23 protein-coding genes are annotated in these 23592 nt (G+C 42.1%); 11 read left to right on the forward strand and 12 right to left on the reverse strand.

The genetic code is table 11. The features are described from left to right. Positions 1–83: 83 nt before the first annotated feature. Positions 84–368 carry a hypothetical protein gene (locus ACFSMW_RS08325; RefSeq protein WP_390354694.1) on the forward strand — a complete coding sequence of 95 codons (285 nt, stop codon included), beginning with the start codon at positions 84–86 and terminating at the stop codon, positions 366–368. A gap of 25 nt (positions 369–393) precedes the next feature. Here the strand turns inward: ACFSMW_RS08325 and ACFSMW_RS08330 are convergent, their stop codons facing one another. The 3 genes from ACFSMW_RS08330 to ACFSMW_RS08340 all read right to left on the reverse strand — a co-directional run bounded on the left by ACFSMW_RS08330 (position 394) and on the right by ACFSMW_RS08340 (position 2719). Continuing rightward, entirely contained in the window at positions 394–1137 is a 744-nt protein-coding gene (locus tag ACFSMW_RS08330) for an amino acid ABC transporter ATP-binding protein (protein WP_390354695.1), read from the reverse strand. A gap of 35 nt (positions 1138–1172) precedes the next feature. After that, the gene (locus tag ACFSMW_RS08335; RefSeq protein WP_390354696.1) at positions 1173–1832 is read right to left on the reverse strand and encodes an amino acid ABC transporter permease; all 660 of its coding nucleotides are present in this window, start codon (positions 1830–1832) and stop codon (positions 1173–1175) included. A 113-nt stretch (positions 1833–1945) separates the two neighbouring features. Further along, complete coding sequence (locus tag ACFSMW_RS08340) at positions 1946–2719, reverse strand: amino acid ABC transporter substrate-binding protein (protein ID WP_390354698.1); 774 nt, start codon at positions 2717–2719, stop codon at positions 1946–1948. Between the two features lie 296 nt (positions 2720–3015). Between ACFSMW_RS08340 and ACFSMW_RS08345 the strand changes: the two genes are divergently transcribed. The 3 genes from ACFSMW_RS08345 (at position 3016) to yhbH (ending at position 7334) form a co-directional block, all read left to right on the forward strand. Further along, positions 3016–3870, forward strand: a complete 855-nt coding sequence (locus ACFSMW_RS08345; RefSeq protein ID WP_390354700.1) for a hypothetical protein — start codon at positions 3016–3018, stop codon at positions 3868–3870. 216 nt (positions 3871–4086) lie between these two features. Next, positions 4087–5982, forward strand: a complete 1896-nt coding sequence (locus ACFSMW_RS08350; protein WP_390354702.1) for a PrkA family serine protein kinase — start codon at positions 4087–4089, stop codon at positions 5980–5982. Positions 5983–6164: 182 nt separating this feature from the next. Beyond that, entirely contained in the window at positions 6165–7334 is a 1170-nt protein-coding gene (yhbH, locus tag ACFSMW_RS08355; RefSeq protein WP_390354703.1) for a sporulation protein YhbH, read from the forward strand. Positions 7335–7390: 56 nt separating this feature from the next. Here the strand turns inward: yhbH and ACFSMW_RS08360 are convergent, their stop codons facing one another. After that, positions 7391–7765 (reverse strand): protein YmzB, encoded by a 375-nt coding sequence (locus ACFSMW_RS08360; RefSeq protein ID WP_390354705.1) that lies wholly within the window; start codon positions 7763–7765, stop codon positions 7391–7393. A gap of 110 nt (positions 7766–7875) precedes the next feature. Continuing rightward, complete coding sequence (cbpA, locus tag ACFSMW_RS08365) at positions 7876–8505, reverse strand: cyclic di-AMP binding protein CbpA (RefSeq protein WP_390354706.1); 630 nt, start codon at positions 8503–8505, stop codon at positions 7876–7878. Between the two features lie 165 nt (positions 8506–8670). Here cbpA and ACFSMW_RS08370 point away from each other — a divergent pair, with 165 nt between their 5' ends. After that, positions 8671–10083 (forward strand): SpoVR family protein, encoded by a 1413-nt coding sequence (locus ACFSMW_RS08370; RefSeq protein ID WP_390354779.1) that lies wholly within the window; start codon positions 8671–8673, stop codon positions 10081–10083. Between the two features lie 83 nt (positions 10084–10166). Here ACFSMW_RS08370 and ACFSMW_RS08375 read toward each other — a convergent pair whose 3' ends face one another. Continuing rightward, positions 10167–11390 (reverse strand): dicarboxylate/amino acid:cation symporter, encoded by a 1224-nt coding sequence (locus ACFSMW_RS08375; protein WP_390354708.1) that lies wholly within the window; start codon positions 11388–11390, stop codon positions 10167–10169. Positions 11391–11656: 266 nt separating this feature from the next. After that, a complete protein-coding gene (locus tag ACFSMW_RS08380; protein WP_390354709.1) occupies positions 11657–11875 on the reverse strand; it encodes a hypothetical protein in 219 nt (72 codons plus the stop codon). Between the two features lie 418 nt (positions 11876–12293). Here ACFSMW_RS08380 and ACFSMW_RS08385 point away from each other — a divergent pair, with 418 nt between their 5' ends. The 5 genes from ACFSMW_RS08385 to lepB all read left to right on the forward strand — a co-directional run bounded on the left by ACFSMW_RS08385 (position 12294) and on the right by lepB (position 17139). Next, positions 12294–13460, forward strand: a complete 1167-nt coding sequence (locus tag ACFSMW_RS08385) for a TraB/GumN family protein (protein WP_390354710.1) — start codon at positions 12294–12296, stop codon at positions 13458–13460. Between the two features lie 132 nt (positions 13461–13592). Continuing rightward, positions 13593–14018 (forward strand): YwnF family protein, encoded by a 426-nt coding sequence (locus ACFSMW_RS08390; RefSeq protein WP_390354712.1) that lies wholly within the window; start codon positions 13593–13595, stop codon positions 14016–14018. A gap of 302 nt (positions 14019–14320) precedes the next feature. After that, the gene (gene htpG, locus ACFSMW_RS08395) at positions 14321–16201 is read left to right on the forward strand and encodes a molecular chaperone HtpG (protein WP_390354714.1); all 1881 of its coding nucleotides are present in this window, start codon (positions 14321–14323) and stop codon (positions 16199–16201) included. A 126-nt stretch (positions 16202–16327) separates the two neighbouring features. Next, positions 16328–16537 (forward strand): hypothetical protein, encoded by a 210-nt coding sequence (locus ACFSMW_RS08400; RefSeq protein WP_390354716.1) that lies wholly within the window; start codon positions 16328–16330, stop codon positions 16535–16537. Positions 16538–16590: 53 nt separating this feature from the next. After that, positions 16591–17139 carry a signal peptidase I gene (lepB, locus tag ACFSMW_RS08405; RefSeq protein WP_390354718.1) on the forward strand — a complete coding sequence of 183 codons (549 nt, stop codon included), beginning with the start codon at positions 16591–16593 and terminating at the stop codon, positions 17137–17139. A 98-nt stretch (positions 17140–17237) separates the two neighbouring features. Here lepB and pstB read toward each other — a convergent pair whose 3' ends face one another. The 5 genes from pstB to ACFSMW_RS08430 form a co-directional block, all read right to left on the reverse strand. Continuing rightward, on the reverse strand, positions 17238–18080 hold the full coding sequence (pstB, locus tag ACFSMW_RS08410) for a phosphate ABC transporter ATP-binding protein PstB (RefSeq protein ID WP_390354720.1): 843 nt from the start codon (positions 18078–18080) through the stop codon (positions 17238–17240). Between the two features lie 358 nt (positions 18081–18438). Then, entirely contained in the window at positions 18439–19320 is an 882-nt protein-coding gene (gene pstA / locus ACFSMW_RS08415) for a phosphate ABC transporter permease PstA (RefSeq protein WP_390354722.1), read from the reverse strand. A 1-nt stretch (position 19321) separates the two neighbouring features. Beyond that, positions 19322–20284: a phosphate ABC transporter permease subunit PstC gene (pstC, locus tag ACFSMW_RS08420; protein ID WP_390354724.1), complete on the reverse strand. Its 963-nt coding sequence runs from the start codon at positions 20282–20284 to the stop codon at positions 19322–19324. Positions 20285–20332: 48 nt separating this feature from the next. After that, complete coding sequence (locus ACFSMW_RS08425; protein WP_390354726.1) at positions 20333–21316, reverse strand: PstS family phosphate ABC transporter substrate-binding protein; 984 nt, start codon at positions 21314–21316, stop codon at positions 20333–20335. A 230-nt stretch (positions 21317–21546) separates the two neighbouring features. Continuing rightward, entirely contained in the window at positions 21547–22893 is a 1347-nt protein-coding gene (locus tag ACFSMW_RS08430; RefSeq protein ID WP_390354728.1) for a sodium-dependent transporter, read from the reverse strand. 146 nt (positions 22894–23039) lie between these two features. On the opposite strand from ACFSMW_RS08430, the gene ACFSMW_RS08435 reads away from it, so the two are divergent. Next, positions 23040–23492 carry a hypothetical protein gene (locus tag ACFSMW_RS08435; protein WP_390354730.1) on the forward strand — a complete coding sequence of 151 codons (453 nt, stop codon included), beginning with the start codon at positions 23040–23042 and terminating at the stop codon, positions 23490–23492. Positions 23493–23592 lie beyond the last annotated feature (100 nt).

Raw genomic sequence — 23592 nt, forward strand, 5'->3', positions numbered from 1 at the left:
CTAATTTGCAGAATACAATCAATAAGAGAGATAAATTGGATATGTTATCATAGTGACAGCGATGCAAGTACGGAGGGAAAAGTATGAGCCTGAAAGCTGTTTTACCTTATTTCGAGGTGATTCGCGAAGTGAAGAGTGTGGAACAGATTGATACAGAAGAAGAAAGACTATTGAAGCTATACAAGGATAAAGTCACATCCAAGCACCATACCTTTTTGCTGCACGAAGTGATGGATATGACCTTTCGGAAATTCGGCAAAGCGGGTTTGCTTTACGTCTATACAAACAGCGGGATTTTTACATTTAAATTGAAAATAAAACCAGACGAATTTCTGAAAACCTATCGGAAACTTTCTGGAAAACCTTGAATAGTGGCGTTCCGTTTTGCGGATTTTACCGGCTGCGATGGAGAAATGCCTTTGTCCGTTCGGATCGCGGATTTTCAAAGATATCATTCGCAGTCCCGGATTCAATGATTTTTCCTTGATCAAGTACAATGACGTGATCGGCTACATGGCGGGCGAAGTCCATTTCATGGGTGACTACAACCATTGTCATGCTTTCTTTGGCGAGCTCTTTCATCACTTGTAGCACTTCAGCAGTAAGTTCCGGATCCAGTGCGGAAGTTGGTTCATCAAATAGCATAATATCAGGATCCATCATTAGGGCCCGGGCGATGGCGACACGCTGTTTTTGACCGCCGGATAACTTTGCGGGGTAATGATCAGCCCATTTAGCAAGGCCCACTTTTTTAAGCAGCTCTCCTGCTCTTTTTTTTGTCAGGGACTTGGCCTCTTTTTTGACATATTTCGGTGCAAGCACCAGGTTTTCGCTAACGGTCAAATTTGGAAATAAGTTGAAGTGCTGAAACACCATTCCCATTTTAGCAGTGATACGTTTCATAGCGGCAGCACTTACATACTTTCCGTCTTTTGCCAAATAAGCCCCATCGATACGGATTGCGCCACTGTCGGCTTCTTCGAGATGAATGAGACTTCGGAGCAATGTGCTTTTACCTGACCCTGATGGGCCAATAATCGCGAGCACCTCATTTTTTCCAACAGAAAACGTTACATTCTTCAATACTTTTGTCTCGTTATATGTCTTGCCAAGTTCCATAATTTCCATGATAGCCATAGTTCATCGTTCCCTTTATGAAAAATCAATTTCTTTTATTCAAAACGTATCCGCTTCTCCAGCATATTGAAAATTAGCGATATCATTACAGTCATGAGCAGGTAAATCAGTGCCGCCAGGAAAAATGGCAGAATGGTGAAATCGCGATTGACGGCTGTTTGAGCAAAATGCAACAATTCCGGCACGGCAACAGCATACAACAAAGCGGTGTCTTTAATCAGTGTAACGGATTCGTTGGCTACAGCAGGGAGTGCGATGCGAAACATCTGTGGCATTATAATCTTGCGCATCGTCTGCCATTTGTTTAATCCGAGCACTTGCGCGGCTTCATATTGTCCGCTGTCTACTCCCAATAGGCCGCCGCGGAAAATTTCAGCGAAATATGCAGCATAATTGATGATGAAACCAATCGATGCAGCGACAAACCGGTCAAGAACAAGGTACGGACCGATAACAGGCAGCATTGGCAGACCGAAACAGATGATCAGCAACTGCAGCAAAAGGGGAGTCCCACGGACAATGTATATATAAGCTTTGGCGGCCAATGACAATAGCTTGAAACTGCTATTGACAGCCACGGTAAGTAAAAAGCCAAGGGGAATTGAAATAATGATGGCGATGAAAAACAAGATAATCGTCATTTCCGCGCCCTGCAGCATTGGCTTGATAAGTGAAACAATATAGTCAAAAGACATAATTTATTCCTCCAGATAAACAGGCAGTCACCTGCTGCTAACTTTATGCAATATGAAAGTGTTGTGTGGCTTTCCGACACCTCCCAATCAGATTATTTGCTGAAAATGCCGTTTTATTTTAATATTTTATCCTCGCCAAACCATTTTTCGGAGACTTTATCGGCAGTACCGTCTTTATTTAGTTTATCGAGTGCTTGCTGCAAACTTTTCAACAGCTTACCATTTCCTTTTTTAACTCCGATTCCGTACTTTTCCGAAGCAAGCGAATGATCAAGCACTTTGAATGTATTTTTTTCATGCGCCATATAGTAGTCGATCACCACTTCATCGATCACGACTGCATCAAGTCTGCCGTTTTTCAAATCGTTTAACGCAGTCACATTGTCTGCAAACTCGGAGACTTTTTTCACTTTATCTTTGATCGGACTTTTATCCAGTGCATCTCCGGCTGATGAAAGAGACTGCAGACCGATTACTTTTCCGTTAAGATCTTGCAATGTTTGTATTTTGGAGTCTGCCAACGTTGCGATTACTTGTCTGTTTTCCAGATAAGGTTTGGTAAAAAGCACCTTTTTGCTGCGCTCATCCGTGATCGTGTAGCCGTTCCAAATTAAATCAATACGATCGCTATTCAGTTCAGATTCCTTCGTACTCCAGTCGATTGGTTGAAACTGGGCTTCTTTTCCCATTTCTTTGGCGGCAGCTTTTGCATAATCGATATCAAATCCTGCCAATTTGTTGTTTTCATCTCGGAAGCCAAGTGGTGCCATTTTGTCGTCCACACCTATGACCAGTTTGTTGTCATTTTTCTTTGCTTCTGAAGAAGTACATCCAGCAAGGATTGTCGGTACAAGTATGAATGCTAGAATGATTGCTAAACGTTTCATGTTTTTTCCTCCTGTTGAAGTATGTTTTTCTTTGCCACTTTATCACTTTAATTAACTAAAGTATTGATTTATTATAGCATGATGAAAATTTAGTTTGCAAGAGAAATATTTACCAGTGAAATGGATTAAAGGTTTATTTCATGAAGCTCGGCTGCTGCAGGCACGGTTGTCTACTGTCCAAGGCTGAAGGCCGAATTATCGTCACACAGGACAAAAGCCTATTTTCTGTCTGTGGACGTTCCTGGATGGGTGTATGCGCATAGAATGGTAAAAACTTCTACCGGGAAGTGAAGAAAATGAGTCTATATATAAATGAGAAAGGAAAAAGGATCTTTAAAAATAATCAAGTAGCGGCTCCAAACCAATCATATTATCAGTCAGATCAGCGGGCAGCGTTGTTGCAGCAGCAACAGCGGCAGATGGCTTCCATTCAGCAGTCATTAACTGATCTGAAAATGAGGCAGATGGATTCAGGAAAAAACTGGAAGGATATACAGGCGTTACTGAAGGCATTTCAGCAGGATAATCAAAAACAACAGATAGCTCATGAAGCAATTTTCAACGCAATGGAAGAGAACAAAGACTTGGTCCAGTCAGCTATAGGTGATGAGCAGGAAACGAAGCAGGTAGTGCTGCAGGAATTGGAACAAGTGCGAGAGTACTGCCAACATTTAGCCGCCAAGGCCGAGAAGCAAAACGATGCATCTTTAAAATTAGATGAAAAGCTTCATATGATAAATCAAGCGATTGAAGCTACACAAATTATGCAAGAACAAACATTGGCAGAGCTAGCTGTGCAATACAGTCAAGGGGATATGTTCAAGGAACAGCTGCAAAGCCATAAAAACGTATTGAAAGAGCACATGCTGCAGCAGGAAAACGCAATGGAGGAGCATGTACAGACTGTCAATAGTGATTTAGAGGAGAGGCAGACGCGAATGTCGCAACGGATGGAAAACCAGGAAGCTGCAATGGAGAAAATGTTGCGGCAAATTAATAGTCTACGGGCTATCATTTATGAAAGATCCAATCATTTGGCTGACAAGATGGAAGAAGGTTTTCGCCTCTCCTCTGCATTTGCTTATAATTTACTGACACGCAAAGATCAGCCAATCGCTATGGTGACAAAGGAAAAAAGCAGACAGTCATAACTTTTCCTGCCGAGGATTTTGTGATAGTGAACAAGTAAACCGGCAGTGAAAAGGAATGGCAGGCAGAAGATTTTGCGGCGGATTGGAAAACATACCGCTGCAATCGAAAAATACGTTGAATCATATATGGACTTTACCCGAAATTGAAGGAAGTCATGTTCAACGTTTGTCAGGCATAAGCTATAGAAACCCATAACCCGGATGGAGGGGAAAATATTGGACATTTTGAACAAGGTGAGGGACTACCGGGAAGAAGAGGCAAGATTGAAATGGGAAGGTACATTTGCCGATTACTTGGAGCTTGTGAAGGAACGTCCCGAAGTGGCGCAAACCGCCCACTCGCGCATGTATCAGATGATTAAAAATGCAGGTGTATCTAAAAAAGGCAATGGGAAATCATATGACTTTTTCAGCAAGGAGATATTTGGACTGCAGGAGGCGATTGAAAGGCTTGTGGAGGAGTATTTCCATCCAGCAGCCAAAAGGCTTGATGTACGCAAACGTATATTGCTGTTGATGGGGCCTGTCAGCGGGGGGAAATCAACGATTGTCACCATGTTGAAGCGTGGACTCGAGCAATTCACAAAGACAGATGAAGGTGCTGTTTATGCCATTAAAGGCTGTCCTATGCATGAGGATCCACTTCACTTGATACCAAATCACCTGCGGGAAGATTTTTATGATGAATATGGTATACGCATTGAAGGCAGTCTGTCCCCATTGAATACGATGCGTTTAGAACAAGAATATGGTGGACGGATAGAGGATGTCATCGTCGAGCGTATTTTTTTCTCTGAGGATAAGCGTGCCGGAATTGGAACATTTAGTCCATCTGATCCGAAATCCCAGGATATTGCTGATTTGACAGGAAGCATCGATTTCTCCACTATCGCCGAGTTCGGTTCGGAATCTGATCCGCGCGCCTACCGTTTTGATGGGGAGCTGAATAAAGCGAATCGTGGCATGATGGAATTTCAGGAAATGCTGAAATGTGATGAGAAGTTTCTCTGGCATCTGCTGTCATTGACACAGGAAGGGAATTTCAAAGCGGGTAGATTCGCACTTATTTCTGCGGATGAGGTCATTCTCGCTCACACAAACGAAGCGGAATACCGTGCTTTCATTTCCAATCAAAAAAATGAAGCGCTCCATTCACGTATTATTGTCATGCCTATTCCATATAATCTGCGGGTGAGTGAAGAAGAGCGTATTTATGAAAAAATGATTCGTGAAAGTGACATGGCACATGTGCATATCGCACCACATGCACTTAGAGTCGCTGCTATCTTTACCATTTTGACGCGACTGAAAGAATCGAAAAAGAATGGTATTGATTTAGTTAAAAAAATGCGGCTTTATGACGGTGAGACTGTCGAAGGTTTCAATCAGGGTGACGTAACGGAAATGAAAAATGAATTCCACGATGAGGGCATGAGCGGCATCGATCCACGCTATGTCATCAACCGAATTTCATCGACAATCATCCAAAAGGATGTGCCTTCTGTTAATGCACTGGATGTGCTTCGATCGTTAAAAGACGGTTTGGGTGCTCATCCTTCCATTACAGATGAAGAGAAAGAAAAGTATTTGAACTATATTGCTGTGGCAAGAAGAGAGTATGATGAAATAGCCAAAAAAGAAGTACAAAAAGCATTTGTCTATTCCTATGAAGAGTCTGCGAAAACTTTGATGGATAACTATCTGGATAATGTGGAAGCATTTTGCAATAAAAATAAATTGACAGATCCATTGACTGGTGAGGAAATGCAGCCAGATGAAAAACTGATGCGCTCCATTGAAGAACAGATCGGTATCTCAGAAAATGCAAAAAAGGCATTTCGCGAGGAGATATTGATTCGTATCTCGGCATATGCGCGCAAGGGGAAACGTTTTGATTACAATTCGCATGATCGGCTGCGTGAAGCTATTCAGAAGAAGCTGTTCGCCGATTTGAAAGATGTTGTCAAAATCACGACATCCAGTAAAACACCGGATGAACAGCAGTTGAAAAAAATCAACGAGGTGGTGGCCCGTCTGATTGACGAATATGGCTATAATTCCATTTCGGCAAACGAATTGCTGCGTTACGTCGGAAGCTTGCTGAATCGATGATTTTATAGATAAACAGCAAAAACAACAGGACTAATGAATATGGTTAGTCCTGTTGTTTTTAAAAAAGACTGTCCCGGGATCGTGGACAAAGCGCTGGGATTTGGCCAGAGCGCAAACATTGATTATCACGGATGCATAAGCTGGAGAAAGGGATGTAATCTTAAACTGAAGGTGGGGATAGTGTGCAGGAGGAAAAGGAAAATTTTGTCGTTTCCAAAGAAGACTGGTCTCTCCATCGCAAAGGATTTCAGGATCAGGAAAGGCATATGGAAAAAGTGAAGGATGCCATTAAAAATAACTTGCCAGATTTGATCACAGAAGAGAGTATTGTGATGAACGATGGAAAAAATATCGTGAAAATACCGATCAGATCTTTGGATGAATACAAAATCCGCTATAATCATAACAAATCAAAGCATGTTGGGCAGGGCAGTGGGGACAGCAAGGTTGGGGATGTCATTGCCAGGGATGGCTCAGGAAAACAGAAGGCTCAAGGCGGATCAGGTGAAGGGAAGGCCGGCGACAAACCTGGTGTAGACTATTATGAAGCGGAAGTATCGATGGCAGAAGTAGAAGAACTTCTTTTCAAGGAGCTGGAGCTGCCTGATCTGGAAGAAAAGGATCAAGCGAATATCATTGTCGAACAAACGGAATTTAATGATGTACGTAAAAAAGGGTTGATGGGTAATGTGGATAAGAAACGGACAATTTTATCTGCATTGAAACGGAATGCTACCAAGGGTACGCCAACCATTGCCCCCATTTATGAAGAAGATCTGCGATTTAAGACATGGAATGAAGTGATCAGACAAGAATCCAATGCGGTCTTGATCGCGATGATGGATACAAGTGCATCTATGGGCTCATTTGCCAAATTTCTTGCCAGAAGCTTCTTTTTCTGGACGACACGATTTTTACGTTCGCAATATGAACATGTGGATATTGAATTTATTGCGCATCATACAGAAGCTAAAGTCGTGACAGAGGAGGAGTTTTTTACCAAAGGGGAGAGCGGCGGAACCATTTGCTCTTCTGCATATCAAAAAGCGCTGGAAGTCATAGATGAAAAATATCCGCCAAGCCGTTATAATATTTACCCTTTCCATTTCTCCGATGGGGAGAACTTTTCGACAGATAATGCACGCTGCACGAGGCTGATACAGGAGCTCATGAAGATTTCAAATATGTTCGGTTATGGGGAAGTAAATGTGTATGACCGTTATTCGACATTGATGAAGACATTCCGCAATATTGAAGATCCGAAATTTCGGCATTATGTGTTAAAGGAAAAAAATGATGTCTATCCAGCTATGAAAAACTTTTTTCAGAAAAAAGTGTCTGCAACCGTGTAAAATGTAGCTTCCAGAATATGCAGAGCGGATGAAGAAAGGGTCGTGACCGCTTTTCTTCACCCGCTCTGTGTCATGTTCGGATCACCATCTGGCCTAATTTCGTACGTACCGCGAGTGGTATGCAGTTGCAGCGCACTGCCATTCATCTTGTAGCTGGCTGTATCTTCCAGCGGAATGTCATAAACTGCATCAGGCAGCGGCTGTTCCTTCCGGTCAGTTTGTATGCTTCCTGTGCCATTAAGATGTAACGTGTACAGGGACTGATAATTATCAAGCTTTCTTGTGTTTTTATCATATGAGATACTGTTCAGTTCCATTCGAATTTCATCCACATCACGTAATTCGTCCTTCTTAATGCAAATATGGCTGCCGTGCCATTTTTCAAGCTGTGCATGCAAACCTTCGATGTCCAGTTTGTTTTTTTCGTTCAACACTATCATCCTCCTGCAGTTTAGGATTTCCAAATCGGACAAGAACATGCAGGGGAAAAAGGTGTTTTCAAACGAAGGCACCTTCAGCTTTATGAAGGTGCCCGCAAGTCCTAGTTCAATGTTTCGATATCCGTAACAGTGAAATTATTTTTATCAAGGTCGTCACAAACCTTTTTCATCAGTGCTTCATCGACTTCCATTGGCAAGACGATGCAGACACGCCGAACGTAGTTGGAATTGTTATTTAAGGAAATGACACTTTGCACATTGCAATGTTTATTCACGACGCGCAGCATCTTTTGCAGAGCACCGGAGTATTCAATCGTTCCGATGGTCAACGAATAGCTGCCATTATTCGCTCCCCAAGCATTTTCCAGCACCTGTATGACATTTCCGTTCGTCAAAATGCCGAGGAATGTTTTATTTTCATCCACGATTGCCAGGTAAGGCAATTGTTTAATCAAAGAAAATACAGTGAAAAATGGGTCATCTTCCTTGGCATGGCCATTCTTGTTTTTGATCAGTTCTTTTACGGTTCCATCCAGTTTCCCATAATTTTTTTCATACTCGAGCAAGTGGACTTTGTAAATGTTGCCGACAAATGTTTTCTTGTCTTCGTCCAGCACGGGTATACAGCGGTAGCCGGAATCATTCAACTTCTTGAAAACAGTCTGTTTCGTGTCGTTCTCTTTCACGAACACCACATCATGCTTTGCAACGTAATCATTTTTGACTAACATAGCGTCACTCCTCACCACGATATATCTCTATTCTGCTATATATGATTACTAAATTCAATCATTATGAAATATTATTACTAAATAAAGTCTGCTTCAAATCACATGCTTATTTCATTCAAGTTTTTTGTTCTCTCATCATAAACTATACAAACCATATTTGGAGGGATCCGATTGACTGAAGAAAAGGCATTGGAAAAAGCAATCGCCGAAATAACAGAGATCGCAAAGGGTTTTGGATTGGACTTTTACCCAATGCGTTATGAAATATGTCCAGCAGAAATCATTTATACATTTGGCGCATACGGCATGCCAACCAGATATACACATTGGAGCTTTGGGAAGCAATTCCACAGAATGAAGCTGCAGTATGATTTAGGGTTAAGCCAGATATATGAACTCGTCATCAACTCTAACCCTTGTTACGCATTTTTGCTTGATACGAACTCACTCATTCAAAATAAGTTGATAGTAGCTCATGTACTGGCACATTGCGACTTCTTTAAAAATAATATCCGCTTTTCCAATACGCGAGATGATATGGTCGAAAGCATGACTGCGACTGCCGAGCGGATCGCCCACTACGAAATGGTGCATGGCAAAGACGAAGTGGAAAAATTCTTGGATGCCGTACTCTCTATCCAGGAGCATATCGATCCATCCATTATGCGTCCTAAGCTTCCGACTTATGAGGAAGAAGCGGAATCAACGGAAAGAAAAATAAAGACTGCTTATGATGACCTATGGGATTTGGATGACCGAAACAAGGATAAAAAGCCTTACAGGCGCAAAAAGCGCAAAAAGTTCCCGCCTCATCCGGAAAAAGATTTGTTGCTGTTTATTGAACAATATAGCAGTGAGTTGGAGGAATGGCAGCGGGATGTGCTGACGATGATGCGTGAAGAGATGCTCTATTTCTGGCCTCAATTGGAAACGAAAATTATGAATGAAGGATGGGCATCATATTGGCATCAGCGTATTGTGAGAGAGCTGGATCTCACATCATCTGAAACAGTAGAATTTGCCAAGCTGAATGCGAATGTCGTCCAGCCTTCAAGGACACAAATCAATCCGTATTATTTAGGTGTGAAAATGTTTGAAGATATTGAAAAACGCTATGATAATCCGACAGAGGAGATGCGAGCGAGAGGGGTGAAACCAGGTACAGGACGCGAGAAAATTTTTGAAGTAAGAGAAGTGGAATCCGATATTTCCTTCATTCGCAACTTCCTGACTAAGGATCTGGTCTCAAGGGAAGATATGTATCTTTTTGAGAAAAAAGGAGATACATACCAGGTCTCCGATAAAGATTACGAGAATGTCCGAGATCAGCTCGTGTCGACCCGAGTCAATGGTGGGTTCCCATACATCACAGTAGTGGATGGGGACTATCTCCGAAATGGCGAATTGTATTTGATGCACGGGTATGAAGGTGTGGAGCTGGACGTTTCCTATTTAGAGCATGTATTGCCTTATATTCACCAGCTGTGGGGCAGAGTCGTTCATTTGGAAACGGAAATCGACCAACGGACAGCGATATTCACCTATGATGGCAATAAGGTACACCGCAGGTATTTATAACAAATAGAAGGGATTGCTCTTTCTGCCTGGAGAGCAATCCCTTTTGCCTGTGAATGCCGAAAAAATACAGTAATAGCAATCAACTATATGGATTGCTTTTTGTCTTTTTTGGTGAATTTATCGACCAGCATGCTAGCGACGTTATCCCCCGTCACATTCAACAGGGTAGCTGGCGGATCAATGATCGCAGAAACTGCTGCAAGAATTGGCAAGGCTTCGACAGGGAGACCGAACAAGGATAAAATAAGCATTTCACCAATCATTCCGCCTTGCGGGATGGCGCCCATCACCATACCTACAAGCAAAGACAAACCGATAATCAGCAAGTACGTATGCAGTCCGTCAAATGGGATATCAAAGATACTGAATACGAACATGATCTTCAATACACCGCCCATGACTGATCCATCCTTGTGCAGTGTGGCTCCCAATGGAATTGTGATGTCGGCAACTTCTGGGGTAACACCCATTTTCTTGGTCGATTCCAGATTCACCGGAATACTTGCTGCCGAACTGCATGTCCCCAAGGCAGTAATAGATGGCGCGAACATATTCTTCCAGAAATCCAACACTCCATTTCTTCCGACAGCGATAAGTGCATAGATGGTAAAGAAAACAAAAAAATAAAGAATGGACAATGGATAATAAAAAAGCACTGCTCTGAAATAGGAGCCCATCAGGGAAGGACCGAACTCGCCAATCAAAGCTGCAAAATATGCACCAAGACCAATCGGAGCATAATACATGACAATTTTCACCATTTTGAGCATCGCTTCATTTCCTGATTCCAGAAACGCAGCAAGTGGTTTTCCTTTTTCACCAATAAGGGAAACCGATAAGCCAAGCAATACGGAAAACACAATCAGTGCAAGCATATTCGAACGAGAAAATAAATCAGTGAAATCAGAAACAGTGACTGTTTTTACAATCTGAGTAGCAATCGGTTCTGTCTTTTCTGATACATCACCTTTTTCCAAGGAGATGTTCACCCCATCAGCAGGAGGGAACACCTTTGCCCCTATGATCGTTACAACAGAGGCGATGATGCCTGTCGCTACGAAAACAATCATCATCACCAACATGATTTTCCCAAAGCGTTTGCCACTTCCCATTTTTGCGATAGCTGAGGAAATGGAAAAGAAAACAAGTGGAATGACGATCATAAACAACAAATTGAGGAATAGATCCCCTAATGGTTTTATTTTCACAGCGTTTTCACCAAATAAAAATCCGATTCCTGCACCAAGTATAATGGAAAAGAGCAAAATAATCGGAAAGCGATAGCTTTTCCAAAGGCTATGATTCATAGCGTTTCCTCCTAATAGATTAAATTTACACAATTGATTATATCTCTTTTTCTTTTGCGCATGGAAGTAATTTTTAGTAGGGTTGGTTTCTATACTCACTATGATGCTCGCTATAAGCTTGGGAATAAATTGATGTCATGGGGAGGAAGCCGGAGGAGTAATTCGGTCTTCAGAAAACAAAAATATATCAACACATCAATGGAATGAAGGAAGCGGTTTCTTGTATGGCGGAAACCGCTTGTCCTGATTACGAAAAGAATGCCACATCAAGGTGTCCGGTGTGAGGAGACTATTCTTTTACCTTGCTCGTGAAGCTGCTCCATGGGGATTTTCCTTCGTTTTGCACTTTGTTTAATCAACTTGATTTCTTTATGCATTGTGTTGGATAAAATTCCTTTCTCGATGTTCATCTTGATTTGATAATAAAAACCGGCCAATAATTCTTCGGATATTTTATCGTATAGTGTTTCCCGTTCTTCCCCCAATATTGAACCTCCCTTTCTAAAAGAATAGAAAGTTTCTATATATAATATATTTCACCCTTGTAGCTCATACCCACAATTCCGCAAAATGAAACCTCTAAAAGATCATTTTTCAAGCGTAAAGGTAATTAGCGGCAATATCTAGCATAGCGATTTTTTATTGATCATCCAATGAGGCGCGGGAGTACGTATCCCACTGGAGATCATCGTTTCGTCTACCCTGTATCTTTATTTTTGTGACAAAATTAGGTAGATGGAGAAAAGGGACGGAGGACTGCTCCCATGAAGTTTCGGTCTGTACATTCACCTGTATTTCCGTATTTTTCAATAAAACAATTCTATTTTCGGATAGTGTGGTTTAAACTAGTACATAAGCATAATTTTCATGGAAAAAAATCTGCATGTCTGAAGGAAGGTACCCATGTCAGAAGAAAACATTACAAGAATTGAAATGAATGGCAAAGAATACATATTGATCGGAACCGCACATGTTTCCAGAAACAGTGCGGAACAAGTGAAGGAAGTCATTGCGGCAGAAAACCCTGATACTGTCTGCATTGAGCTGGATGATGCCCGATATCATTCTATTATGGATGGGAATAAGTGGAAGAATACGGATATTTTTCAAGTTATCAAGGATAAAAAGGCGACATTGCTATTGATGAATCTGGCTATCTCCTCTTTTCAGCGGCGTATGGCCAGCCAGTTCGATATACAGCCTGGACAGGAAATGATTCAAGGAATTCACTCAGCGAAGGAAACTGGTGCGGAGCTTGTTCTTGCCGATCGTAATATCCAGACAACCTTTTCAAGAATCTGGCATAATTTAGGCCTCAAAGGTAAGTCCATGCTACTGACACAGGTAGTTGGCAGTATTTTCAGCAGAGAAACGATTTCTGAAGAAGAACTGGAACAGATGAAATCACAGGATATGATCGATTCCATGCTGCATGAATTCACAAAAAGCTTTCCGCGCTTGAAAACACCGTTAATTGATGAACGGGATCAGTATTTGGCACAAAAAATAAAAGATGCCCCTGGAGAGAAGGTTGTTGCTGTATTAGGGGCGGCACATGTTCCTGGCATCACAAGGGAAATTCAGAAGGAGCATGATTTGCAAAAGCTCTCTGAAGTCCCGCCAAAATCGAAAATACCAAAAATCATTGGTTGGTCGATACCGGTTTTGATTATAGCGGCAATTGTCTATACGTTTGTTTCCAACCCGGCGGCTGGCTGGCAGCAGACATTGAGCTGGATTCTCTGGAATGGAAGCTTATCAGCGCTTGGAACACTGATTGCCCTTGGCCATCCGCTTGCTATTGTAACGGCATTTGTAGCTGCTCCAATCACCTCGCTAAATCCGTTGCTGGCAGCCGGATGGTTTGTAGGTATTGTGCAAGCATACATACGCAGGCCGAGTGTAAGAGATTTCGAGACCTTATCTGAAGACGTTTATAGTTTAAAAGGTTTTTGGAATAATAAAGTCTCCCGTATTTTGCTGGTTGTCGTTTTGGCGAACATCGGAAGTTCTATCGGCACATTTGTCGGTGGCGCGGATGTCATACGCCTGTTCTTCCAGAATCTCTGACAAAAGCAGTTTTCGCGGAAGCATTCACTGGCTGCATTTGTTATAATATAAATGTGTAGACTTGCGAAGAGTTGTATTTGAAATAGACCGATTTAACTGGTTAAGATACGGATAATTAAAGGATGTGATGGCATGAATGTATTTATGACGGAAATGCCGGCTTTTATAAAGAAAGAAATGGAACAGCTGCAGAAAATGATCGCCCCCTTGATGAAAAAGGCATCCAAGTATGCATTATGGTCCTGGCCGCTGATAGGGGTCTCGCTTGCTAACTTGGTTTTTCTATTGTTCGTCTTGCCGGGAGGCAGTCAGGATTATATCTCTCTGATAGTCACGGCAGTGATTGGGGCATTTGGCTTCGCTTTGTCCAAAGAAGCGAAACATAAGAAAAAAGAGATCCAGCATGTGTCGACAAATTATTTTTTGAAACGAATTGATAAGAGTGATGTCGTTTCAGAAATGGAGAAAAAAAGATATATAAAGCTGATCAAGGAACAACCACTTCGAGGAATGTATCATTTCGTCAAATTCTTGGAAATGGAAAATCAAATCAGCTAAAAAAATAGGGGAAAGGCTGGAACAAAGCTAGCCAAAAACAGCTAAAAATAAGCTGGATAAAAAAAGTTGAGTGGTTCCATGTCGAGATGGTACCGCTCAACTTTTTTACATTTCCTGAGGTTTTGTCTCACTCTCTTCTCATTTGCGGTGTTTGGGGGAGGAGTACATAATGAGGCCCAGAAACCTTCCAAATGACGCACGAATTCAGCTTATTTTATCCTTTGTTTAGCACTCAGTAGTTGAGAGTGCTAAAATAATGTTATATTATAAAATAAGAAAATGGAAAAAGGGAGTGCAAAATGATGGAAAAGAAAGAATTTCAAGCGGAATCTAAGCGTTTGCTGGAAATGATGATTAATTCCATTTACTCACAGAAAGAAGTATTCTTACGGGAATTGATTTCTAATGCCAGCGATGCGATTGATAAAATTTACTATAAAGCATTGACAGATGACTCACTCAGTTTCAATAAAGATGATTACTATATCGAAATTGTGCCAGATGCAGAAAAACGTACGTTAAAAGTGGTTGACACAGGCATCGGTATGAACAAGGAGGAAATGGAAAACAACCTCGGTGTGATTGCCAAAAGCGGCTCGCTTTCTTTTAAAAATGAAAACGAGCTTAAAGACGGTCATGATATCATCGGACAGTTCGGTGTCGGTTTCTATGCAGCATTTATGGTAGCAGATGTAGTCACTGTCATCAGTAAGGCACTTGGCAGCGATACAGCGTATAAATGGCGCTCAGAGGGCGCGGATGGCTACACGATTGAACCTTGTGAAAAAGAACACGTTGGCACTGAGGTCATTTTACAGCTGAAAGAAAACAGTGAGGAAGAAGACTTTGATGCTTACGCACAGGAATACCGGCTGAAGGAAATCATTAAAAAATATTCCGATTTCATTCGCTATCCAATCAAAATGGAAGTGACGAAAAGCGAGCCAAAAGAAGAAGGCAGCGAAGAATATACGGAGTTCAAAGAAGAAGAAACGATCAACAGTATGGTGCCGCTCTGGAGAAAGAATAAGGACGAGCTGACAGACGAGGACTATACGAATTTTTACCAGGAAAAGCATTACGGATTCGACAAACCTCGTAAGCATATCCATGTCAAAGTAGACGGTAGCATTCGCTATAATGCGATCATGTTCATCCCGGAAAATACGCCGTATGATTATTACACAGCTGATTATGAAAAAGGCTTGGAACTGTATTCTAATGGCGTGCTGATCATGGAAAAATGTGCTGATTTATTACCTGATTACTTCAGTTTTGTCAAAGGGATGGTAGATTCAGAGGACCTTTCGCTAAACATTTCCCGGGAAATGTTACAGCATGACCGCCAGCTGAAATTGATTTCTAAGAATATCAATAAAAAGATTAAACAAAACCTGCAGCAGCTGCAGCGCGAAGACCGTGACAGCTATGTGGCATTTTTCGAGGCTTTCGGCCGTCAGTTGAAATATGGCGTTTATGCAGATTTTGGTGCAAATAAGGAAACATTACAGGATTTGCTAATGTTTTATTCCTCCAAAGAGAAGAAACTTGTTACGTTGGATGAATATGTATCCCGTATGTCACAGGAGCAGAAATATATTTATTATGCTGCGGGCGAATCGAATGATCGTATTGCTAAATTACCGCAGACAGAACTGGTGGCGGATAAAGGCTATGAAATTCTATATTTCACAGATGAAGTGGACGAATTTGCCATTAAAATGCTGATGCAATATAAAGAGAAGGAATTTCGCAGTGTTTCCAGTGATGATCTAGGCATTGACATGACGGAAGAAAATAAGCAGGCGGAAAAAGAGGCGGACGAACACAAAGATTTGTTTGCTGAAATGAAAGATATTCTGTCTGGTAAAGTTTCCAATGTCAAAGTGTCCAAGCGTCTGAAATCACATCCAGTTTGCTTGTCGGCTGAAGGAGAAATTTCCCTGGAAATGGAAAAGGTCCTCAATGCGATGCCGAATAACCAGCATATCGAGGCGAATAAAGTGCTGGAAATCAACCCGTCACATGATGTTTATCAGGCATTGAAGCAGTCATTTGAAAAGGATAAAGACAAATTCAAATTATATACAAATTTATTGTACAATCAAGCCCTCCTGATCGAAGGCCTGCAAGTTGCAGACCCGGTTGCATTCACGAATGATATTTGCAAAGTGATGGCTTGAGTGAAAAAGGAAATGGTGTTGTATTAAAAAAGCTATGGACGAATGCATGTCGTTCGTAGCTTTTTTAGATTAGGCAAAACCGGTGATTATCCATTTCAATAAAATATGTTATAATCATGCCAACATATGGAATTATTTATGGATGAAGGTGATAGATTGAATTGGCCCGTTGTAAAGGACAGGAAATGGCTCATGTTACTACTGGTGTCCATTTTATTTGCAATGCTTGCAGTATTCTTGGCAGCTGTAAAAAATCAATATGGGGTGCTATCGATTATCATTTCTATATTACTAACGACTGTGAATGTGAATAGAACTGCCAAGCTAACAAACTAATCTGGGAGCTTTGAATGTAAAATGTGTCCTAAAAATATATGGGAGAGAAGACCATGTCTATAAAAAAACGTGATATTTGGGAGTGGACAAAACCGCTACTGATAGCTGTCGTATTAGCTTTTGTGATTCGGGCTTTTTTCTTTGAACCGAGTTTGGTAAAGGGCGCTTCGATGCAGCCAACCTTGAAGGATGAGGATCGCTTGATCATCATGAAGATAGGAGAGCCGAAACGGTTTGATGTTGTCGTTTTTCATGCCACAGATGAAGAGAATTATGTGAAGCGGGTTATTGGATTGCCCGGAGACCATATAGCATATAAGAAGGATACGCTATACATCAACGGCGAACCTTATGATGAGCCTTACCTGGCAGACTATAAGGAAAAGGTAATGGATGGTAATCCGCTGACATATTCATTTACATTAAAAGATACAGCAGTAGGCGAACAAGTGGTGCCCGAGGGGCATTTATTCGTTATGGGGGATAATAGGCGGGTAAGCAGGGACAGTCGCAGTATTGGAGCCATTCCGATGGAAAAAGTAATCGGAACAACAAAGATTGTCTACTACCCATTTAGTGAAATGAAAATACTTGGTAACTAAAATGGTGTGTTTGCCCAAACCATTGCGGAGGAGCAGCCCCCCACTGAAAAAACACCTCATTTCAGGAATTGATTCAGTGGGAGGGTGCTCCCTGTACATTAACCAAACCTTCCATTCACATAATCTTCCGTCCGCTTATCCGCTGGCTGTTGAAAAACAGTTTTAGTGTGGTCATATTCAATCACCTGGCCATCCAGGAAAAATGCAGTTTTGTCAGAGATACGGGCGGCTTGTTGCATATTATGTGTAACAATAATAATCGTGTATTCATTTCTTAGCTCCCTGATCATTTCTTCCACTTTCAAGGTTGATTTCGGGTCCAAAGCGGAAGTTGGCTCATCCATGAGGATCACCTCCGGCTCAATTGCGAGGCATCTGGCAATACAAAGACGCTGCTGCTGGCCCCCAGATAGTCCAGACGCTTTATCATGCAGCCGATCCTTGACTTCCTCCCAAAGATAGGCGCTGCGCAGACTCTTTTCCACGATTTCATGCAATAAAGTTTTGTTCCGTATGCCATGAATACGCGGCCCGTAGGCAATATTTTCATAAATACTCTTTGGAAAAGGATTCGGTTTCTGAAAAACCATACCGACATTTGTTCGCAGAACTTCGACTGGAAGTAATTTTTCAAAAATGTACTGGCCTGAAAAGGTGACATCTCCTTTGATAGAAACATTACCACTCAACTCCACCATCCGGTTCAGTGTTTTTAAGAAAGTGGATTTTCCACAGCCGGAAGGACCAATAATGGCAGTCACTTCTTTTTCATAGATTCGCAGATTAATATCTTTTAATGCCTGTTTATCGCCGTACCAAAGATTCAGATGCTGGGTTTCAAAAGAGATACGCTTCCCGGCTGCTGCTCCCGCTTTCTTGTCTTCCATATTTTGTTGGAAAGGGATTGTTTTTGCTTTTTGGATATCTGCAATAGCTCCCATCATAACACTCCTCGTATAATATATTTAGGTATTGATTTTCAGCCTATTCATTCTGATATATACAAGCTGTTGTAACTCCGTTATCTTTCACTGCAGCTGGATGCTTTCCGTGGGCATGGCTCGAGCCTTCTCACTCACAAAAACGTTCGCTGTGGGGACTCGTCTCAAGACGCATGCTTTTCCCCCAGGAGTCGCCGCCTTTCGTTACAGGTAACTCGGTTTGTGAACTTTTCAAAAATGAGTTTATCATCTGCCTGGATAATGGTCTTAGAATCACTTGGGACCATTCTTTTCACTCCTTGTGGTTTAACCACATTAGAAAAACAAACGTAACCTTGACAATCGCAGGTCTTTTAATTTATTTTTGTTGAAATTTGTTTCGTATGAAAACGGCTGATACATTTAAAAACAGTAAGCAGAAAAGTAAGACGATGATGGTCGCGGCGGCCAAATTAGCATACTCGCTGACGAGCGTGGCGTCCAGCGTCCAATAATAGATTTGCATCGGCAATACAGTGAATTTATCCATGATACTTCCAGGAAAAGGTATCAGAAAAGCTGGTATGCCAATGACAATCAATGGTGCTGTTTCACCAATTGCCCGTGATAAAGATAGAATGGCTCCAGTCAGAATCCCAGGAAGTGCGGCGGGAATAATGATGTGTCTGATCGTTTGCCATTTACTGGCCCCTATTCCGTAAGAGGCGCTGCTGATATCATCGTTGACTGCCAATATAGCTTCTTGGCTTGCTACAATCACGATTGGAAGAATAAGCAGGGCCATCGTCAATCCGCCAGCTAAAACAACGCTCCCCAAATCCAGTGCACGGACAAAAACAGTCAATCCTAAAATGCCGTATACGATGGATGGTACCCCTGCAAGGTTAGCTATATTGGTTTGGATAAAACCTTGCATTCTGCCCTTTTTCGCATAAAGCTGCAGGTAAATGGCACTGCTGATACCGATAATCATCGTGACAGGGATGACAACCAGCATCAGCCAGACTGTACCAAGGATGGCACCGAAAATACCCGCTCGTTCCGGCAGGGTTGATAATTTACCGGAAAGAAAATCGAAATTGATCCAATGGATCCCCTGTGTGAAAATCCGTCCCAGCAACATGGCCAGAACAGATAAACAGAAGAGAACAGAGAGGAAAAAGATACCACGTGCGATTTTATTCTTGATGATACGTCTGTGCATATACTTTTCAAGCTGTACAGCCGGAATGCTCTTCATGCTAGTATCCCTCCCGAAAATGCTTGGTGATCTTTCTGGCAATTAGATTCATGATGAATGTGAAAGCGAATAGTGTCATAGCGACTGCGTATAGGCTGTAATAGATAGTCGAGCCGGCAGAAGCATCGCCGCCGGTCACTTCAACAATATAAGCGGTCATCGTTTGCATGGACTGTGTGATATCAAATGTGAATTGCTTGGAGCTGCCACTGGCAATGGTAACAATCATTGTTTCACCAATTGCCCTGGAAATCCCTAAAACAAATGATGCTATGATGCCTGATAATGCTGCGGGCACAACTACTTTCAGACACGCTTCTAATTTTGTTGCACCGAGTGCCAATGCTCCTTCACGCATATCAAGCGGGACAGCTCCCATCGCATCTTCTGACATGGAAGCGATCATTGGTACGATCATAATGCCCATGACGATACCGGGGCTGAGAATATTAGTCGTTTCCAGCCCCGGAATGATATATTTCAGCAATGGCGTGACAAAAGTGATAGCAAAGAAACCATATACGATGGTTGGGATGCCAGCTAATACTTCCAAAATTGGTTTGACAATCCTGCGGATACCAGGAGATGCAAATTCACTTAGATAAATAGCTGTCATCATACCGATAGGTACAGCGACTATCATGGCGATGAATGTAGAAATCAATGTCGCATTGATAAGCGGCAGGATACCAAATTCCGGCTGCTGACTCAACGGTTTTAAAATGGTGCCAGTGAAAAACTCCAGTATGGAGACCTGTTTGAAAAACAACACTGTTTCTGTCAGCAAAGTGAATAAAATTGTCAGGGTTGTTAACACGGTTACACTGGTAAGCAGGAAAAGCAATGTAGGCATCATCTTTTCAAGCCACCTGGACCACTTCCGTTTACTTCTGTTTTCAGCAATAAGTATCCGGACTTGTTGCTGTGCCCCATCAGGCTGTGGGGCAGTTTTTTCTGGAATCATCGGTTTATTCACCTGCTTTCAAAAAGTGATATGACTGAATTACTGCTGTCATTCGTTTTGAAGTTCCCTCAGAAATGCCAAGTTTTCTTGCACCTCGTTGTCAGTGATAGGCGCAAAACCTGTTTCTCCCGCAAATTTATTGGCATGTTCTACCACATACTGGCTGTAATCAAGCACTTGCGGTTTTTCCTTGGCAGCATTCACATTCAGATAAGTGAACACCGGACGGGTAAAGTCTGCGTAATCACCATCCTCCGCAATCGAATCCAGTGAAGGGACGATAGAACCCTTGCCAAAGTCAACAGCTACAGCCTGTACTTTTTCTTTGTTGGTCGCATAATAACCAAAACCGAAAAAGGCGATGGCGTTCTTATCTTCTGATACAAGCTTGACAAGTGTGGAATAGTCCTGCTGCAAATTGATATTGCTGACCAGATCCTTTTCTTCCAAGATATTTTCATAGAAAAATTCATAGGTGCCGTGGTTTTCGTTAGGACCATAGGTATTGATCTTTTCATTTGGCCATTTTGGATTGATATCCGACCATTTTGTCACCTTGCTATCAGCAAGGAATATCTTCTTTAAATCCTCTGCTGTCATTTCATTTGCCCAGTTGTTGTCTTTGCTCGTTACGAATGTCAGCCCGTCCAGTGCTACTTTGATCTCGCGGTAGTTAATATTTTGCTTTTTCGCTTCTTCTGCTTCTTCATCCTTTATTTTACGAGAAGCGTCATTGAAATCTGTGCCGCCTGCTGTAAGGAACTTTTTAAAACCTGCGCCTGTTCCCGACCGGCTGACCTCGACAGATACATTTTCAGCTTTTGTGGACATATATTCTTCTGCAAGCCTTGCCATGAGTGGATAGACTGTACCAGAACCGTCGATGGTCACACTGCCTTCCAAGGCCTCCTGTGCGTTATTGTTCTTTTTAGCAGCTGCCTCTGTTCCATCTTCATTTGTTGCGGATGAGCATGCTGTCATGATAACTATTGCTGCCAGCAACAGCCCAGTAATGAAAACTTTCCCTTTCATCTTGTCATTCCTCCCCTTTTTATACAGCTATTTTTCTTGCATCTTCAGTATAAGAGAGAATTGTGAATGCAACGTAAGTACAATGTAAAAACAATGTAAATAACGCTGCTTTCGCAGTAAGGTTTTCCTAGTTCACCTGCCGCCACTTGTCATTTGAGGGCACCTTTTTTGCAAAAAAAAACCCCCACAACGCTTTAACAATTTAGCGTCGAGAGGGACAGTCCCACTAGTCAACTGAATATACCCAATACATCCAGCATGACGGCGATGATTAGGATGGGCGCAAGATAGCGGATCAGGAAGAACCAGGTGTTGAATATACCTTTCTTGATATTGCTTCCCTGCTGCATTTCGGTATAGAGGTCGGATTTTTTCATTTTCCATGAAACGAACAGTGCGATAAGCAGAGCGCCAATTGGCATCAAAACATTACTTACTGTGAAGTCCGCCAAATCAAATATGCTTTTTCCAAAGATACTTACATCTGACAGCACACCATATGACAAAGCGGAAGGTATACCGACAACAAATATGGCAGCGCCGATGATCCATGACCACTTTCTGCGCTTTTGCATATTTCCTTGTGAAATCACTGCGACAATAATTTCCAGCATGGAAAAGGCTGAGGTCAGGGCAGCGAATAGAAATACAAGCAAAAATGCTGCGAAAAATATCATTCCCAGCGGGAGCTGGCTGAAGATTGTCGGCAATACATTAAATAAAAGAACGGGCCCAGCATCAGGTTCCAAACCGAATGAAAATACTGCCGGAAAGATAGCAAGGCCGGCAAACAGTACCACCAGAATGTTCATGCCGACAATGGACAGTGCTGAGCGCGGCAAGCTGGCGCTTTTTGGTAAATAAGAGCTGTAAGTAATCATTACGGATACACCAAGACTTAATGTGAAGAAAGACTGCCCCATCGCATCTAAAATCGTATGGGATGTCAACTTGGAGAAGTCAGGAACAAATAGGAATTTCATTCCCGCTACAGCGTTATCCAATGTAACCGAACGAATGATTAAGATGATAAAAAGAATGGCCAGTGCAGGCATCATGATGCTGGATGTTTTTTCAATCCCTTTCTGGACACCTTTGGCAACCACGAAAATGGTCAAAAGCAAGAAAATCAATTGACTGCCCAAACTGATATAAGGGTTGGAAATTGTCTGTTGAAATGCATCAGCATACTGCGATGCACTTAAATCAAACAAGCTGCCATTGGCAACTTTAATCAGATAAACGACGATCCATCCGCCAATCACGCTATAAAAAGAAAGGAGGATGAAGCAGGTCACCATACCCAGGATACCGATCCAATGCCATCCGCCATCCGGCGCGATTTTTTTAAAAGACCGGACTGCATCCTGTTGGGCGAAACGGCCGACACTGAATTCACCAAGCAGCAATGGCAGGGCAAGGATGATGGTGAAAAGTAAAAAGACAAGCAGAAAGGCTCCCCCGCCATTTTGTCCTGCTGTATAAGGGAATTTCCAAATGGCGCCAAGACCGATAGCAGATCCTGCTGCAGCCAGAATAAAGCCGATTTTCGTTGCGAAATGTTCTCTATGTTCCATGAATTTCACCTTTCTGATATATTTATAATAGGCTAATTTTCATCTACTGCCAGGCGGTTGTCAATAGATTGATACGTTTTGTTGCGAAAAAGAAATAAATAACATCACCAAACAATAAAAAAGGATCGAGCACGGGGGTCACACATGTGAAGATAGAAAGTATGCTTTGCAGAAAAGTCATAGCTGCTTCTGGTACAAGTCTCCTTATAAGCTTTCTGCTTGCGTTTAATTATGTAAAGGGAATTGATTTTAATACAATTGGCTGGTGGACGGTGTACCTGATGTACAGCGGGCCGATTATTATAATCTATGGCACTCTTGCGTCTTTTATTTCAGATATAATGGCAGGCTATATCTCCAAAAAAATACCGTTATGGCCACAACTATGGCCACAACGCCTTTTCTCATTATTATTTCACATTGCATTTGGGCTTATATTATGGCAGGTCAGCATGATTGCTGCTGTTATCTTCTTTGTGCTGGATAACGTCCTGGATAAACGAAGGCCTGTGTATAGTATGAAGCGAGCGGCTGTTGGATTGGGTGCGCTTGTGGGCTGCTGGTTGTATATGATTTTGCTCATTAACTTCATTGGTTGATATAAATAGCGTATTTGCAAACAAAAACAGCCCATTTGCTATCGATTATTTGCAAATGAGCTGTTGCAAACGAGGGGATGTCCCGATAAACGGCCCCGCC

This window comes from Tigheibacillus halophilus (assembly GCF_042683165.1).
GTDB lineage: Bacteria > Bacillota > Bacilli > Bacillales > Amphibacillaceae > Tigheibacillus > Tigheibacillus halophilus.

What these genes read in the sequence shown, in the direction of transcription:
- pstC (WP_390354724.1), bottom strand. Translation starts at nt 20,284, where the DNA reads ATGATTCCAGAAAAAACTGCCCCACAGCCTGATGGGGCACAGCAACAA.
- ACFSMW_RS08430 (WP_390354728.1), bottom strand. Translation starts at nt 22,893, where the DNA reads ATGGAACATAGAGAACATTTCGCAACGAAAATCGGCTTTATTCTGGCT.
- pstA (WP_390354722.1), bottom strand. Translation starts at nt 19,320, where the DNA reads ATGAAGAGCATTCCGGCTGTACAGCTTGAAAAGTATATGCACAGACGT.
- ACFSMW_RS08335 (WP_390354696.1), bottom strand. Translation starts at nt 1,832, where the DNA reads ATGTCTTTTGACTATATTGTTTCACTTATCAAGCCAATGCTGCAGGGC.
- ACFSMW_RS08385 (WP_390354710.1), top strand. Translation starts at nt 12,294, where the DNA reads ATGTCAGAAGAAAACATTACAAGAATTGAAATGAATGGCAAAGAATAC.
- lepB (WP_390354718.1), top strand. Translation starts at nt 16,591, where the DNA reads ATGTCTATAAAAAAACGTGATATTTGGGAGTGGACAAAACCGCTACTG.
- ACFSMW_RS08425 (WP_390354726.1), bottom strand. Translation starts at nt 21,316, where the DNA reads ATGAAAGGGAAAGTTTTCATTACTGGGCTGTTGCTGGCAGCAATAGTT.
- ACFSMW_RS08325 (WP_390354694.1), top strand. Translation starts at nt 84, where the DNA reads ATGAGCCTGAAAGCTGTTTTACCTTATTTCGAGGTGATTCGCGAAGTG.
- htpG (WP_390354714.1), top strand. Translation starts at nt 14,321, where the DNA reads ATGGAAAAGAAAGAATTTCAAGCGGAATCTAAGCGTTTGCTGGAAATG.
- ACFSMW_RS08345 (WP_390354700.1), top strand. Translation starts at nt 3,016, where the DNA reads ATGAGTCTATATATAAATGAGAAAGGAAAAAGGATCTTTAAAAATAAT.
- ACFSMW_RS08375 (WP_390354708.1), bottom strand. Translation starts at nt 11,390, where the DNA reads ATGAATCATAGCCTTTGGAAAAGCTATCGCTTTCCGATTATTTTGCTC.
- pstB (WP_390354720.1), bottom strand. Translation starts at nt 18,080, where the DNA reads ATGGGAGCTATTGCAGATATCCAAAAAGCAAAAACAATCCCTTTCCAA.
- ACFSMW_RS08340 (WP_390354698.1), bottom strand. Translation starts at nt 2,719, where the DNA reads ATGAAACGTTTAGCAATCATTCTAGCATTCATACTTGTACCGACAATC.
- cbpA (WP_390354706.1), bottom strand. Translation starts at nt 8,505, where the DNA reads ATGTTAGTCAAAAATGATTACGTTGCAAAGCATGATGTGGTGTTCGTG.
- ACFSMW_RS08390 (WP_390354712.1), top strand. Translation starts at nt 13,593, where the DNA reads ATGAATGTATTTATGACGGAAATGCCGGCTTTTATAAAGAAAGAAATG.
- ACFSMW_RS08330 (WP_390354695.1), bottom strand. Translation starts at nt 1,137, where the DNA reads ATGGCTATCATGGAAATTATGGAACTTGGCAAGACATATAACGAGACA.
- ACFSMW_RS08400 (WP_390354716.1), top strand. Translation starts at nt 16,328, where the DNA reads ATGGAATTATTTATGGATGAAGGTGATAGATTGAATTGGCCCGTTGTA.